Source organism: Polynucleobacter sp. TUM22923 (assembly GCF_030295705.1).
Classification (GTDB): domain Bacteria; phylum Pseudomonadota; class Gammaproteobacteria; order Burkholderiales; family Burkholderiaceae; genus Polynucleobacter.
In genome coordinates this window covers 1,354,392-1,366,735 of the sequence record NZ_AP027274.1, presented here as the reverse complement: position 1 = coordinate 1,366,735, position 12,344 = coordinate 1,354,392, and the positions used below count along the sequence as shown (strand labels likewise).

Here is a 12,344-nt window from a genome sequence, read left to right as displayed (position 1 = left end):
TGTAATGAAGCATCTTATTCAATCTATTGTTTCCATTTTGCTCTTACTGCTTGCAGGCATTATTCAAGCTCAAGCTCAAGCCCAATCCCATAATGTAGCTGCTGCCTCTGATTTGAAGTTTGCTATAGAGCAAATTGGTGTGAATTTTCACAAAGTCAACTCTCAGCCGATTAAGTTGATCTTTGGCTCATCGGGGCTGCTAACGCAGCAGGCTATGAACGGGGCGCCATTTGGTATGTTGATGTCAGCCGATGAACAAATGATTGATCAACTACATAAAGCAGGCAAGACTGAAGATGCTGGTCAGATGTATGCAATTGGCAGAATTGTGCTGATGCAGAAAAAAGATAGCGCTCTTCGAATCAGTGCTGACAAAGCAGATTTGATGAAAGCAATTAAACGGGCTAAGAAAATTGCTATTGCCAATCCTGAGCATGCACCTTATGGCAGGGCTGCTAAAGAGTATTTACAAACTTTGGGTCTATGGGAGATTGCCGAGCCTAAATTAGTCTATGGGGAAAATATTTCCCAAGCAACTACCTATGTTCTAACGGGCGCGGCTGATTTTGGTATCTCAGCTTTATCCTTAGCATTGTCACCACAATTAAAATCGATCTCCAGCTTTGTGCTCATTCCTGAGGAACTTCATAGGCCTCTGCGGCAAAAAATGGTTTTGCTCAAGGGAGCCACTCCAAGCGTTAAAGCTTTTTATGGATACCTACAAGAGCCTGTCGCTCGACAGGTAATGTCTAGTTATGGCTTTGTCTTGCCCTAATTACTATACTAAGTTCATAAATTGAAGATTAAATAGATTAAATAGATTGAGGAGAATTTGATGGATATTCATGCTGATTACAGCAAGCGAGTGGTGATTAATCATCATGATTTACCATGGGTCAAAAGTCCTGAATCGGGCATAGAGCGAAGAATGTTAGATCGTATTGGTGATGAGGTGGCGAAGGCAACTTCGATTGTTCGCTATCAGCCTGGTTCCCGTTTTCCATTACATATGCATGAGCTGGGTGAGGAGATACTGGTGCTAGATGGTGTCTTGAGTGATGAGGCGGGGGATTATCCCGCTGGTACCTACATCATCAATCCCCCTGGATCAGCGCATGCACCGTATACCGAAAATGGCTGCACACTTTTTGTGAAGTTACGACATTTAGGGGTTGATCAGATAGAGCGAGAGGTACTTGATACTAAGTCAGCTGAGTGGTATCAGGGAATGGTTTCAGGCCTAACGGTAATGCCGCTCATGCGACAGGGATCTGGATCTACCCTAGTGCGATGGGCGCCAGAAACCTATTTCAATCCACATCAGCATTTCGGTGGTGAGGAGATTTTTGTGGTGGATGGTGTTTTTGAAGATGAGCATGGACGATATCCGACTGGATCTTGGATTCGGAGCCCGCATATGAGTATGCATAAGCCTTTCAGTAAAGAAGGCTGCACAATCTTTGTAAAAACCGGGCATTTAATGCAGACCTAAAAGTTGAATGCAACTTTTCCATATACCGTCCAATTGTATTGATTATAAGTTTGGACAACTTGCTTTGCAGCGCCTACAGCAAAGAGGAAGTGTTTAGAGATTCTATGGGTGACCATCGCATCGAGCGGTACAAACCAGCCACCTCCGGCTGAGTTGTAGATGATGCCGTTTTCATCCCAGAAACGAATTTGCGTTGCTGGGGTTATTTGAATCCCAATGGTGGGAAACAACTCTAGCCTTCTAATGAGAGGGGACTGCGTTGAATTATTTTGTGAGGAATTTTTCTTCGTATCAAAGCCGTACATATAACGAACTAATGGAGAGATATTCGCCAATATTGTTTTACTTCCCTCTACGGGTGTGTAGCTTGCACCTACTTGTGGGCCGACAGCCCATTGGCCTTGATTCCCAAATGGAAAAATCACTCTGGCACCTAAGTTACCTCCCCAGCTTGAGAAGAAGTTTGGGTGATTTCCCCAAACAGTCAGTAGCGTATTTCCAGCGCTATATTGCCCTTGGTTTTCGGCAGGAAAGCTCGGCCCATAGTTTCTAACGTATTCGGTATCTAATCTTGCTGTGCCACGCATAGCGCCGATGGATAAGGGCTGGTAGTAGCGCAGTTTGAGGGTATCCGTTGAGTTGCTGGCATTGTCGGCAGCATGGTAACCCCAAAATTCGAGAATGTGCTCTGGGGAATACGACCAAGAGCTATTTTTTAGATTGAAGTAATCTTTTGTGGAGGAAGTTTCATTATCTGCCGCAATGCTGGCACTGCTGATACAAAAGGACAGCAAAATAAGTAGTAAGGGCTGTCGCATGGGGATAATTAGCTGGAAAGTGGCTTTGAAGTGATGGGGTAAGCTGATATTGTAAAGCTGGTAAATAGTATTGAGCTTCTAAGTAATGCTGGGTCATAAGAGAGCGTGATGGAGCCTTTAGCTGGATTAAAAGTGATTGAAATGGGGCAATTGATTGCCGGACCTTTTGCGGCCAAAACTTTGGGTGATTTTGGGGCTGACGTGATCAAAATTGAGCCTCCAATAGTAGGCGATGCATTGCGGAAATGGCGTTTATTAAAAGATGGGACTTCTGTTTGGTGGCAAGTACAGTCTCGCAATAAGCGCTCTCTTTCTTTGGATTTGAAGCAGGCAGAGGCGCAGGCAATTGTTCGAGCCTTAGTTCAAGAGGCTGATGTGCTGATTGAAAATTTTCGTCCTGGCACTTTAGAGGGATGGGGGCTAGATCCCAATCAGCTACTTGAACTTAATCCAAAATTAATTGTCCTCAGAATTAGTGGTTATGGCCAGACTGGGCCATATCGAGATAAGCCTGGATTTGGCGTAGTTGCCGAAGCTATGGGTGGTTTGCGTCATCTTACTGCTGAGCCTGGACGAGTGCCTGTTCGAGTTGGGGTCAGTATTGGCGATACCCTAGCCTCGCTGCACGGTGTGATTGGTATTTTGCTAGCTCTGCAAGAGCGGCATCGAAGCAATCAAGGGCAGATTATTGATATCGCTCTTTATGAGGCGGTCTTTAATTGCATGGAAAGCCTCCTGCCTGAGTACAGTGCTTTTGGTGAAGTTAGGCAAGCCGCTGGTAGTGCCTTGCCAGGCATCGCGCCTACTAATGCTTACTTATGCTTAGATGGTGGCTATGTTTTGATTGCTGGCAATGGCGATAGTATCTTCAAGCGTCTTATGCAAATCATTGGCAGAGATGACTTAGGTAGTGATCCGCAATTAAAAAATAAAGAGGGCAGAGTGAAGCGCGTCTTAGAGCTTGATTTAGCCATCGGGGAGTGGGCTCAAACAGTATCTACTGATAAAGCATTAGAGATGCTTGACTCTGTTTCTGTCCCAGCGGGGCGTATTTATACCGTTGCAGATATTGCTAAGGATCCACATTATCGAGCCCGCGGCAATATTGCCTCTATTGAGATGACTGATGGCAGCACCTTAGAGGTGCCGGGAGTAATCCCTAAACTCTCCCGAACACCCGGATCCATTAAGACTCTTGCCCCCAATATTGGCCAAGATACCGATGCCGTTCTAAAAGAAATCGGTTTGGACCCCATTCAAATTGCCGCATTAAAGCAACGCGGCGTAGTCTTTAAATGCGAATAAACGTACTCATTTATTTGTTTATTTTCTTATTGACTTCTTTACTTACTCGCTCAGTTACTAACTATGAAAAAAAGAATTTACTTTAATGATGTTGTCGCCAGAGATGGCTTTCAGATTGAGTCAAATTTTGTACCGACAGAGCAGAAGATTAAGCTTGTGAATGAATTAAGTCACTGTGGCTTTGCCAAGATTGAAGTAACTTCATTCTCTTCTCCGAAAGCCATCCCAATGCTAAGGGATGCTAAAGAGGTGATGGAGGGTATTGAGCGTGTGCCAACCGTTGAATACACAGTATTAGTTCCCAATCTTCGGGGGGCAGAGCGCGCCTTAGACGCTAGGGCGGATGAGTTGAATTTAGTGATGTCTACTTCAGAAACGCACAACCTGGCTAATTTACGCATGACCAGAGAAAAAAGTTTCACTGCTTTGTCTGAGGTCATTCGGTATGTTGGAACTAGAGCGCCTATTAATGTATCTCTTTCAACCAGTTTTGGCTGTCCTATGGAGGGTGATGTAGCACAATCGGTAGTGGAGGAATATGCCGATCGATTTGCTGCCTTAGGTGTGCGCGGAGTCTCGATTTGCGACACTACGGGCATGGCTAATCCAGCCCAAGTGATCAGAATGGCGGAGTCTCTTCAGAAGCGATTGCCAAACCTGCAACTGACCTTTCATTTTCATAATACCCGGGGCATGGGATTGGCTAATGTCCTTGCGGCTGTTCAATCAGGCATTACCCGCTTTGATGGGTCATTGGGTGGACTCGGCGGTTGCCCGTACGCGCCAGGCGCTAGTGGAAATATTTCTAGTGAAGATGCTATTTATATGCTCGATGAAATAGGTTTTGACACCGGTATCGACATCCCTAGATTACTAAATACCGCAAGAGCACTACCCGATCTTGTTGGCCACGAAGTACCTGGCCAAATAATTAAAGCGGGCTTAAATTGCAATTTACACACTGCGCCACCTGATGTTGAAGCGCTTCGTCATCCATCAAAGAGTTCATAAAGAAAATTGGGATTTGCTTAAGATTCGATTATCCGGTGGTTACAATGAACTACCTACTTTCTAGAAAGAGCATATGTCATTTAATCACTCAGTAATTTGGATCGATCACCAAGAAGCGCATGTTATTTACTTTAATCCCACGGTAATCATCCCCTTTTTAACCTAAGCTAAAAGTAGAGGCTGGTACTGCAATTGCTAGTTTTTGTTTAGGAGTAATTCCTCCTAAACCCATATTGGGTCTTTCGTGATTGTAGGTCCACATCCAGTGGGTTGCAAAATCTTGTACTTCATCAATCGATTCAAAGAGGTATTGATTAAGCCAGTCATATCTCACCGTACGGTTATAGCGTTCAATATAGGCATTTTGTTGTGGCTTACCTGGTTGGATGTAACTCATCTCTATCTGATGTTTAGCAGCCCATACAGTCAGGATGTTTCCTACGAGTTCGGGGCCATTGTCACAACGTATTTTTAAGGGCTTGCCACGCCATTCAATGATTTGATCGAGTGACCGGATCACTCGTACTGCGGGCATGGAAAAATCAATATCAATGGCCAAGGCCTCTCGATTAAAGTCATCGATCACATTAAAAAGGCGGATGGTTCTGCCGTCGTGCAACTGATCATGCATAAAATCAATCGACCAAGTGTCATTAATGCCTTGGGGTACAGCTAGTGGTAAAGGCTTTTCCCGAACCAAGCGTTTATGGGGTTTGATGCGTAAATTGAGCTCTAGTTCCTTATAGATCCGATAAACCCGTTTGTGATTCCATTTAAATCCCTTCACGTTACGCAAGAACAGGTAGCAAAGACCAAAGCCCCAGTTACGTTGATTGTGAGTAAGACGAACCAGCCAATCGGCAATGAGGGCATTGTCAGTCGACAGCTTGGGGCTATAGTGATAGCAGGTCTGGCTAATGACAAAGGTGTCGCACGCTAAGCGGATGCTCATACGACCCTTTTTTACTTCTTGGCTGGCCATCTCGCGGCGGCGAGATGGCCGAGTTACTTTTTTTGCAGAACTTCCTTTAAGACATCCGCCTGGAGTTGGACTTCGGCGTACATCTTCTTTAGGCGGGCATTTTCAAGCTCTAACTCTTTAACGCGGGACATCATAGAAGCATCCATACCGCCGTATTTAGAGCGCCACTTATAGAAGCTAGCAACGCTAATATTGTGCTCACGGCACAGTTCTGGGGCTGGCACGCCAGATTCGGCTTGTTTGAGGATGGCCATGATTTGGCTATCGGTAAATCGGGAGGTCTTCATAGAATTTCCTTTAAATCAAACTACATAGAAATTCTACTTTTAAATCAAGTTAAGCTAGGGGATGATTACCCCACTGCAAGTGAGAGTGAAGTGATTAAAACAAGATCAACTCATAAAAATGTGCACCACAAAAGCGGTAATGTTTCTGGTGCGCGTGCTGAACCAGATCAAGTGTATTTACATGAAGTCATTCAGGCGGTAAAAGAATCTAAAGAAATTCTTATTGTTGGGCCAGGCTCTGCCAAGCTCGATTTAATGAAGCATGCTACGAAGCATGACCATGACACTGCGGATCGCGTAGTTGGCATAGAAACAGTAGATCATCCAACTGATGGTCAATTATTGGCTTATGCTAAAAAGTACTTTATTAAAGTAGACGCCCTTAAAGGCGATACCATTATTACTGGCTAAAATTTGATTCCCCTGAAAAATGGGGAATTTCTTAATAATGCTGATTCTCTCTGCCTTCATTATTAATGGTTCATTAGCGCTGATTGCTATCTTGTTCCACTATGAAGTGCTTTTCAGATTGGGAAAAAATCTTCCCAAAGTCGCTCACTTTGCACCTCGGTTTAGGGTGTTGTTAGGTGTTGGTGCCATCTTTATTGCGCATGTGTTCGAAATTTGGCTTTTTGCGCTCGGATACTTTTTTACCCTACAGTTTCCCATGATGGGAAATCTGATGGGCGAGCTTTCTGGTCATGGCCTCATACTCGATTGCGCTTACTTATCTTTTGTTACCTTTACAACGCTAGGCTATGGTGAGATTGTGGCTCAGGGTTATCTGAGATATTTAACTGGCGTAGAGGCTCTTACGGGATTTATCCTCATTACTTGGTCTGCCTCATTTTTGTTTATTGAGATGCAGACATATTGGGATCCTAGAAAATCTACGCACAAAAATCCACCTGTATGACCTCTCAAGGTGAAATATTAAAACTCAATGAATAAGTGTGGTGTGATGCGATCTTTCTCGGCGTTATTCGTAATAATGTATTCCCTCTTATTGCTTGGTTGCCAGTCAACGGGGGGTAACGGAAAGCCATTGACGGCAGCAGAAATTGAGCAAAAGAGAGAATCTACCTTGCTCATGGCTAAGACGGGATTGGCCGCCTTACTAAAACAAAATTCTGCTCTTCAAATGGAAATTGAAAAGGCGCCAGGGTATGCTGTGTTTAGTGCAACCAATGTCAATATTGTGTTGTTAGTTGTAGCCAGGGGTGAAGGGGTTATATTTGATAAGCGCCGTTTGAAGCCTATTTTTATGAAAGATATGAAGACGGGCGAGGGTGTCGGTGTGGGGTACCAAAACCAATATCAAGTGATTGTCTTTAAAAATACAGCGGCGATCGACCAATTTTTACTGACCTCGATTGCTGGGCAGGAGGGCGGAATAGATGTGGATGCGAATTTTTCAGCTGGGTCTGGAGGTACCGTTCGTTCATTTAATCCAAACATCACCATCTATACGGTGGGGCTTTCGGGGTATGACTTGCAGGCGAACTATGGGGGCACACTTTATTACGTTGACCAGCAATTAAATGATGTGGGCACATTAAATAGCTTGCCTGCTCAGCGCTAGTCAGCTACTCAGCTAGTTGGCTTGATGAAAGTGTAGTGCTGTTTGAATCGTTTGAAGGTGAATATCTACGGTAGAGTTAATCTCCTTTCCGTAGCCACCAGCCATACTAAAAGCAACGGGAATCTGTCGATCAAGACCGTATTGAAAAACGCATTGATCTCTGAGGCGCATACCTTCTTTGCTAATACTCAGCTTTCCCAGCCGATCTCCTTCATGGGGATCTGCTCCAGCGAGGTAAATAATAAAATCAGGTTTAAATCGATCATCCAGTAAATCAAGGCTGTGATGTAAGGCAGTTAAGTATTGATCATCCTGACATTGGTCCGGCAAGCCAATATCTAGGTCGCTTATCTCTTTTGTAAAGGGAAAATTATTCTCTCCGTGAAGCGAAAGGGTAAAAATAGAAGCATCGTTTTTCAAAATAGCAGCCGTACCATTGCCTTGATGTACATCTAAATCGACGATGGCCACCTTGAGATTAGGGCTTTCTTCTTTTTGCAGTGCTCGTGCGGTAATCGCCGAATCATTAAATACACAGAATCCGCTGCCTTTATTGCGATAGGCATGGTGGGTTCCTCCCGCAAGGTTTACGGCGACCCCCTCCTTAAGTGCAACTTTTGCGGCTGCTAAGGTGGCGCCTGCTGATCTACGTGAACGCTCGACCATCATTAAGCTCCAGGGGAAGCCAATCTCTTGTTGCTCTTGGGGGCTGAGTTTGCCCTCAATGATCTGAATCAGATAGCTCGCATCATGGGCATAGAGAATCTGCGTATCTGTAATTGCTGGCGCCTCTTCAAGAGTAACCCCTGGTAATTGAGAAACCAGGCTCCGAAGTTGGCTGTATTTTTCCATCGGAAAGCGGTGTCCTGGTGGAAGTGGTAAAACATAGTGGTCGGTATAGAAAGCTTTCAACGAAATCTCGGATTTTGTATAAGAGGTTGAGTCTATTCGTTTTTTAATAGGTAGGTATGACACGAGCTGAAAAATTAGGGTTTAAGGGAAATAAATCTACTTTGCCTAATAAGCCTTGTATGGTTTGCGCACGGGAAATGACTTGGAGAAAGTCCTGGGCAAAAAACTGGGAAGAAGTGAAGTATTGCTCTGAGGCTTGCCGTATGAAAAAGTCTAGCAATCCTCAATCTGGAGTTGGTAAATGAGAGTATTGATTTATTGGTTTAGAAATGACTTGCGTCTTATCGATAACCCAGCATTTACGCAAGCTTGTCTTGCTGCAGATGCTCTTTTGCCTGTCTATATTCATGAGTTCTCTAATGGCGAATTGAACGAGTATGGTTTTAAAAGAGTAAGCCATCATCGTCAGGAGTTTGTTAGGCAATCATTGGATCAACTAAGGCAGCAGTTACGGGAATTGGGATCTGATTTATTGGGGTACGAGGGTAAGCCTGAAGTGGTGTTGGCAGAGCTTGCAAAAGTAATGTCAGCGCAGGCGATTTACTGTGAGCAGATTGAGGCGCCTCAAGAAATTGATCAGGTAGCAGCGCTTCAGGATTTAGGTATCGAGGTAAACGAATTTTGGCAGTCTAGTATGTTGAGCCCCCAGGATTTGCCATTTGATCTAGAGTCAATGCCAGATATGTTCACTCAGTTTCGCCGCGAAGTGGAGGCTGTTAAATTGCGAAACGCTGAGCCAATTCCTGCGCCTGCGACTTGCCCCCCGTTGCCTCAATCGATTGATGCCATTGCAAATAAAGTGCTGGCGTCCAACTCGCCCTCTTCAGCCAGTACCCTTTATCAAGGTGGCGAAGAGGCGGCAACGCTCCATTTAACGCGCTATCTTGAGCTCCGTTTTCCGGATAGCTACAAGCAGACTCGCAACCAGTTGATGGGTCAAGATTTTTCTAGTAAGTTTTCACTTTGGCTAGCTTCCGGATGTATCTCTGCTCGAGTAATTGCATCAGAGCTTGCTGCGTATGAAACGCAATTTGGTGCAAATGAAGGGACCTACTGGCTTTGGTTTGAATTATTGTGGCGTGATTATTTCCGGTTTATTCTTTTTAAGTATGGCAAGAAACTTTACCGTTCACAAGGCTTAAGCAAGCAAACTACAAAACCATTGGATTCCTTGAAATATAGGCAATGGACTTCTGGAAGTACGGGCCAACCGCTAATTGATGCGGGTATGCATGAGTTAGAGCGAACTGGCTACTTATCGAACCGCTTGCGTCAAGTCGTTGCCAGCTATTGGATTTATGACATGGATGGAGACTGGCGAGCAGGGGCAGCTTGGTTTGAAGCGCAACTGATTGATTACGATGTCTATAGTAATCAGGGAAATTGGCTCTACATTGCCGGTAGAGGCACTGACCCTAGAGGTGGCAGGCCATTTAACGTTGTTAAACAAATGCGCGACCATGACCCCCATGGAGTCTACCAACACCACTGGCGCTGATTCGATTGGACCTTAGATTTCTGCTTCAGCGGCGTATTGCTCTAGCACTTCTAGGGAAACTTTTTCCAACGCCTTCGCATGGGTGCTTTCGAGTTTGATCATCGGGGCACAGTTTGCCTCCAGCGCCTCAATCCAACGGTTTAAACAAAGGCACCATTGATCCCCTGCTATCAGCCCTGGAAACTGGTACTCAGGTCTTGGCGTAATGAGATCGTTACCTCGCTTAAGGCTAAATTGCAAAAAGTCATTCGTGACAATCGCACATACCAGATGACTTCCTAAATCTTGCGCATTGGTTTTGCAGCAGCCATCCCTAAAGAATCCGGTGAGCGGCTCAAAAGAACAGGGCACCAGTGGTTGGCCAAGAACATTCGATGGGGAGTCATATTGCATAAAAAACTTTCTAAATTGGTAATGAGAGCAGCTTATCTGAATAATTAAGGGCTTGGATATAACTGATGAGACATGGATTTTCCGTTACGGTCTACCTTAACTAACACCATATCACCAGAGCCCACCACTACACCGGTGAAGGCTTGGATGTTAACGTGATGGGTCACCATAATAATGGGTGTGTTGGGATATTTGCGCTGCTCCTGCGCGATCAGTTTGGCCAAATCATACGTTTGTTTTTTGGACTGACTCATATCATTAAAGAAGGAGCCTAATGCAGCTTCCTTGGTCACGGGCCCCTTATCCAAGAAGGTGGCGGTATCAAAGCAGCGGCACCAGGCACTACTAAAAACTTTGGCTTGATCTACTCCTTGGGCAGTAAGCCAAACACCTATTGCTTTAGCCTGCTTACGCCCGTAGTCTCCGAGATTACGCTGGGTGGCGCATTGATTGAGTTGGTAGCCTGCTGGATCTCCATAGCCAGGAGCATCAGCATGCCTCATGAGAAGAACGTGTTGGCTATCTTTGAGTGCATCAGCTAAAGGGGATTGGGCTAGTGAAGCGGTGCTGTTTAAAAAGAGCAGTGCTGTGAATGATAAAAAGAGTGGTTTCATATGCATAGCGGCCTACCAAGGCAACCTCTCTCCTGAATAGCTAATAAAAGTACCTGAATCTTCTTTATTTAGAGAAAGTAAAACATGGAGCATATCTTGGGCAGCCTCTAAGGGCGGCCTTCCCAGCTGTTCCCCTTTAAATGGCTTTGATAGCCTCGAATTCACCGTGCCTGGGTGAAGGGCAATTAAAGCCGTGTTTGGTTTTGTCCGACTAAATTCAATGGAGGCTGTCTTTATCAGCATATTCAATGCAGCCTTCGATGCTCTATAGCTATACCAGCCGCCCAAACGGTTATCTTCAATACTGCCAACCTTGGCAGATAAGGTAGCCATCACTGCACCTGCGGGATCAAGCAACTTGGCGAAGGCCTTGATGGTGAGGCTAGGGCCAATGGCATTAACTTGCATCAGATTTTGCAACTGCTCCGCCTGAAGATCCCCGAGCTTTTTCTCGGGCATCCATTCGGAGGAATGCAAAAGGCCAATCGTATTGATGATGAGTCCAAATGGAGCGCTAGAAGATAAAGCGGTAGCAGCAAGTTCGATAGTACTGAGATCTTGATAGTCAATTGGACAGGCTGAGTTGCGGTGGATGCCTTCAACCCCGGTGCAGTTAGGGTCATTTTCCAAAAGTTCAAGAAATGCTGATCCAATGGTTCCAGAAGACCCAATGATTAAGGCGCGAAAGGGGTTGGTGACTAAGGGCATAAATGAGGCTTAAAAAAGGATGTAAACAAGTAAAGCTAGCTTCAACCAGTTTATTGAATAAGTCTTAAACTTGCTAGATGACCAACCAGATGCCAAAATCGCTCTCCGAAGCTGATCTATCCAGAATGATTGAGATGGCATGGGAGGATAGAACCCCCTTTGACGCCATTGAGCAGAACTTTGGATATTCTGAGCCCCAGGTCATTGCAGTCATGCGCAGGGAATTAAAGCGCAGCTCCTTTAATTTATGGCGCAAGAGGGTCACTGGTAGATCGACTAAGCATGTTGCACTGAGAAGTAAGCTAGTTACACGTGCCTATTGCGCTACCCAATATAAACATAAATGAATGTAATGAAAAAGTTGACCTTGTTTTATGATGCGTTATGCCCTTTGTGTCAGGCAGAAATTGTATTTTTGTCTGGACGAAATCACGCTGGCTTATTGTGTTTTGTCGATATTAACTCTCAGCAATATTCTGAAAAAGAAACTGGCGTTAGCTGCCGACAAGCATTGGCATCTATGTATGCCCAATTTGAGGATGGTACTTTAATTAATGGTGTCGACGTATTTGTGGCGGCCTACCAAAGGGCTAATCTACCGACCTTAGCCTGGTTATTTTCTAGACCGACTTTACGTCCTGCGCTTAATGTGGGGTATCAATTTTTCGCAAAATATCGACATGCAATTTCAGGGGTATTGGGGCCGCCTGCTTTGTGGTTAGCCAATAGGAAAAGGGGCTGA

17 protein-coding genes are annotated in these 12,344 nt (G+C 44.9%); 11 read left to right on the top strand and 6 right to left on the bottom strand.

Annotation, left to right across the window (positions count from 1 at the left end):
• The first annotated feature begins 4 nt into the window (after positions 1 to 4).
• Both modA and QUD86_RS07000 read left to right on the top strand, forming a co-directional pair.
• The gene (modA, locus tag QUD86_RS07005) at positions 5 to 775 is read left to right on the top strand and encodes a molybdate ABC transporter substrate-binding protein (protein WP_286296208.1); all 771 of its coding nucleotides are present in this window, start codon (positions 5 to 7) and stop codon (positions 773 to 775) included.
• Between the two features lie 60 nt (positions 776 to 835).
• Positions 836 to 1,492 carry a cupin domain-containing protein gene (locus QUD86_RS07000; protein WP_286296207.1) on the top strand — a complete coding sequence of 219 codons (657 nt, stop codon included), beginning with the start codon at positions 836 to 838 and terminating at the stop codon, positions 1,490 to 1,492.
• Here QUD86_RS07000 and QUD86_RS06995 read toward each other — a convergent pair.
• Entirely contained in the window at positions 1,489 to 2,310 is an 822-nt protein-coding gene (locus tag QUD86_RS06995) for a hypothetical protein (RefSeq protein ID WP_286296206.1), read from the bottom strand. The two genes, QUD86_RS07000 and QUD86_RS06995, sit on opposite strands and share 4 nt — an antisense overlap.
• 108 nt (positions 2,311 to 2,418) lie before the next feature.
• On the opposite strand from QUD86_RS06995, the gene QUD86_RS06990 reads away from it, so the two are divergent.
• Together QUD86_RS06990 and QUD86_RS06985 are read left to right on the top strand one after the other, a co-directional pair.
• Complete coding sequence (locus tag QUD86_RS06990; protein WP_286296205.1) at positions 2,419 to 3,615, top strand: CaiB/BaiF CoA transferase family protein; 1,197 nt, start codon at positions 2,419 to 2,421, stop codon at positions 3,613 to 3,615.
• Between the two features lie 63 nt (positions 3,616 to 3,678).
• Positions 3,679 to 4,626 carry a hydroxymethylglutaryl-CoA lyase gene (locus tag QUD86_RS06985; RefSeq protein ID WP_286296204.1) on the top strand — a complete coding sequence of 316 codons (948 nt, stop codon included), beginning with the start codon at positions 3,679 to 3,681 and terminating at the stop codon, positions 4,624 to 4,626.
• 157 nt (positions 4,627 to 4,783) lie between these two features.
• Here the strand turns inward: QUD86_RS06985 and QUD86_RS06980 are convergent.
• Positions 4,784 to 5,895, bottom strand: a protein-coding gene (locus QUD86_RS06980) for an IS3 family transposase (protein ID WP_286296203.1) whose coding sequence is annotated in 2 segments (ribosomal slippage) — positions 4,784 to 5,646 and positions 5,646 to 5,895 — 1,113 coding nt in all. Because the reading frame shifts where the segments join, the coding sequence is not laid out codon by codon here.
• Positions 5,896 to 6,015: 120 nt separating this feature from the next.
• Between QUD86_RS06980 and QUD86_RS06975 the strand changes: the two genes are divergently transcribed.
• From QUD86_RS06975 to QUD86_RS06965, 3 genes are all read left to right on the top strand, one after another.
• Positions 6,016 to 6,306 (top strand): translational machinery protein, encoded by a 291-nt coding sequence (locus QUD86_RS06975; protein ID WP_286296201.1) that lies wholly within the window; start codon positions 6,016 to 6,018, stop codon positions 6,304 to 6,306.
• 37 nt (positions 6,307 to 6,343) lie between these two features.
• The gene (locus tag QUD86_RS06970) at positions 6,344 to 6,811 is read left to right on the top strand and encodes a potassium channel family protein (protein WP_286296199.1); all 468 of its coding nucleotides are present in this window, start codon (positions 6,344 to 6,346) and stop codon (positions 6,809 to 6,811) included.
• Positions 6,812 to 6,886: 75 nt separating this feature from the next.
• Positions 6,887 to 7,477 carry a lipid-binding SYLF domain-containing protein gene (locus QUD86_RS06965; protein ID WP_286296198.1) on the top strand — a complete coding sequence of 197 codons (591 nt, stop codon included), beginning with the start codon at positions 6,887 to 6,889 and terminating at the stop codon, positions 7,475 to 7,477.
• 12 nt (positions 7,478 to 7,489) lie between these two features.
• On the opposite strand, the gene QUD86_RS06960 is transcribed toward QUD86_RS06965, so the two are convergent.
• Positions 7,490 to 8,389, bottom strand: a complete 900-nt coding sequence (locus tag QUD86_RS06960; protein WP_286296196.1) for a histone deacetylase family protein — start codon at positions 8,387 to 8,389, stop codon at positions 7,490 to 7,492.
• A 56-nt stretch (positions 8,390 to 8,445) separates the two neighbouring features.
• On the opposite strand from QUD86_RS06960, the gene QUD86_RS06955 reads away from it, so the two are divergent.
• Together QUD86_RS06955 and QUD86_RS06950 are read left to right on the top strand one after the other, a co-directional pair.
• Positions 8,446 to 8,634 carry a DUF2256 domain-containing protein gene (locus QUD86_RS06955; RefSeq protein ID WP_286296194.1) on the top strand — a complete coding sequence of 63 codons (189 nt, stop codon included), beginning with the start codon at positions 8,446 to 8,448 and terminating at the stop codon, positions 8,632 to 8,634.
• Positions 8,631 to 9,887, top strand: a complete 1,257-nt coding sequence (locus QUD86_RS06950; protein WP_286296193.1) for a DASH family cryptochrome — start codon at positions 8,631 to 8,633, stop codon at positions 9,885 to 9,887. The genes QUD86_RS06955 and QUD86_RS06950 overlap by 4 nt, the downstream gene beginning before the upstream one ends.
• A gap of 12 nt (positions 9,888 to 9,899) precedes the next feature.
• On the opposite strand, the gene QUD86_RS06945 is transcribed toward QUD86_RS06950, so the two are convergent.
• The 3 genes from QUD86_RS06945 to QUD86_RS06935 are packed head-to-tail and all read right to left on the bottom strand — an operon-like array spanning position 9,900 to position 11,602.
• On the bottom strand, positions 9,900 to 10,280 hold the full coding sequence (locus tag QUD86_RS06945; protein WP_286296192.1) for a DUF2237 family protein: 381 nt from the start codon (positions 10,278 to 10,280) through the stop codon (positions 9,900 to 9,902).
• A gap of 44 nt (positions 10,281 to 10,324) precedes the next feature.
• A complete protein-coding gene (locus tag QUD86_RS06940; RefSeq protein ID WP_286296191.1) occupies positions 10,325 to 10,894 on the bottom strand; it encodes a histidine phosphatase family protein in 570 nt (189 codons plus the stop codon).
• 12 nt (positions 10,895 to 10,906) lie between these two features.
• Positions 10,907 to 11,602 carry an SDR family NAD(P)-dependent oxidoreductase gene (locus tag QUD86_RS06935; RefSeq protein WP_286296190.1) on the bottom strand — a complete coding sequence of 232 codons (696 nt, stop codon included), beginning with the start codon at positions 11,600 to 11,602 and terminating at the stop codon, positions 10,907 to 10,909.
• A 77-nt stretch (positions 11,603 to 11,679) separates the two neighbouring features.
• On the opposite strand from QUD86_RS06935, the gene QUD86_RS06930 reads away from it, so the two are divergent.
• Together QUD86_RS06930 and QUD86_RS06925 are read left to right on the top strand one after the other, a co-directional pair.
• Entirely contained in the window at positions 11,680 to 11,949 is a 270-nt protein-coding gene (locus QUD86_RS06930; protein WP_100379029.1) for a TIGR03643 family protein, read from the top strand.
• Between the two features lie 5 nt (positions 11,950 to 11,954).
• On the top strand, positions 11,955 to 12,344 hold the full coding sequence (locus QUD86_RS06925; RefSeq protein WP_286296188.1) for a thiol-disulfide oxidoreductase DCC family protein: 390 nt from the start codon (positions 11,955 to 11,957) through the stop codon (positions 12,342 to 12,344).

Excerpts from the sequence above, each read along its gene's own strand:
- QUD86_RS06955 (WP_286296194.1), top strand. The coding sequence starts at position 8,446 with ATGACACGAGCTGAAAAATTAGGGTTTAAGGGAAATAAATCTACTTTG.
- QUD86_RS06935 (WP_286296190.1), bottom strand. The coding sequence starts at position 11,602 with ATGCCCTTAGTCACCAACCCCTTTCGCGCCTTAATCATTGGGTCTTCT.
- QUD86_RS06985 (WP_286296204.1), top strand. The coding sequence starts at position 3,679 with ATGAAAAAAAGAATTTACTTTAATGATGTTGTCGCCAGAGATGGCTTT.
- QUD86_RS06995 (WP_286296206.1), bottom strand. The coding sequence starts at position 2,310 with ATGCGACAGCCCTTACTACTTATTTTGCTGTCCTTTTGTATCAGCAGT.
- QUD86_RS06930 (WP_100379029.1), top strand. The coding sequence starts at position 11,680 with ATGACCAACCAGATGCCAAAATCGCTCTCCGAAGCTGATCTATCCAGA.
- QUD86_RS06970 (WP_286296199.1), top strand. The coding sequence starts at position 6,344 with ATGCTGATTCTCTCTGCCTTCATTATTAATGGTTCATTAGCGCTGATT.
- QUD86_RS06990 (WP_286296205.1), top strand. The coding sequence starts at position 2,419 with ATGGAGCCTTTAGCTGGATTAAAAGTGATTGAAATGGGGCAATTGATT.
- QUD86_RS06925 (WP_286296188.1), top strand. The coding sequence starts at position 11,955 with ATGAAAAAGTTGACCTTGTTTTATGATGCGTTATGCCCTTTGTGTCAG.
- QUD86_RS06940 (WP_286296191.1), bottom strand. The coding sequence starts at position 10,894 with ATGAAACCACTCTTTTTATCATTCACAGCACTGCTCTTTTTAAACAGC.
- QUD86_RS06965 (WP_286296198.1), top strand. The coding sequence starts at position 6,887 with ATGTATTCCCTCTTATTGCTTGGTTGCCAGTCAACGGGGGGTAACGGA.
- modA (WP_286296208.1), top strand. The coding sequence starts at position 5 with ATGAAGCATCTTATTCAATCTATTGTTTCCATTTTGCTCTTACTGCTT.
- QUD86_RS07000 (WP_286296207.1), top strand. The coding sequence starts at position 836 with ATGGATATTCATGCTGATTACAGCAAGCGAGTGGTGATTAATCATCAT.
- QUD86_RS06950 (WP_286296193.1), top strand. The coding sequence starts at position 8,631 with ATGAGAGTATTGATTTATTGGTTTAGAAATGACTTGCGTCTTATCGAT.
- QUD86_RS06945 (WP_286296192.1), bottom strand. The coding sequence starts at position 10,280 with ATGCAATATGACTCCCCATCGAATGTTCTTGGCCAACCACTGGTGCCC.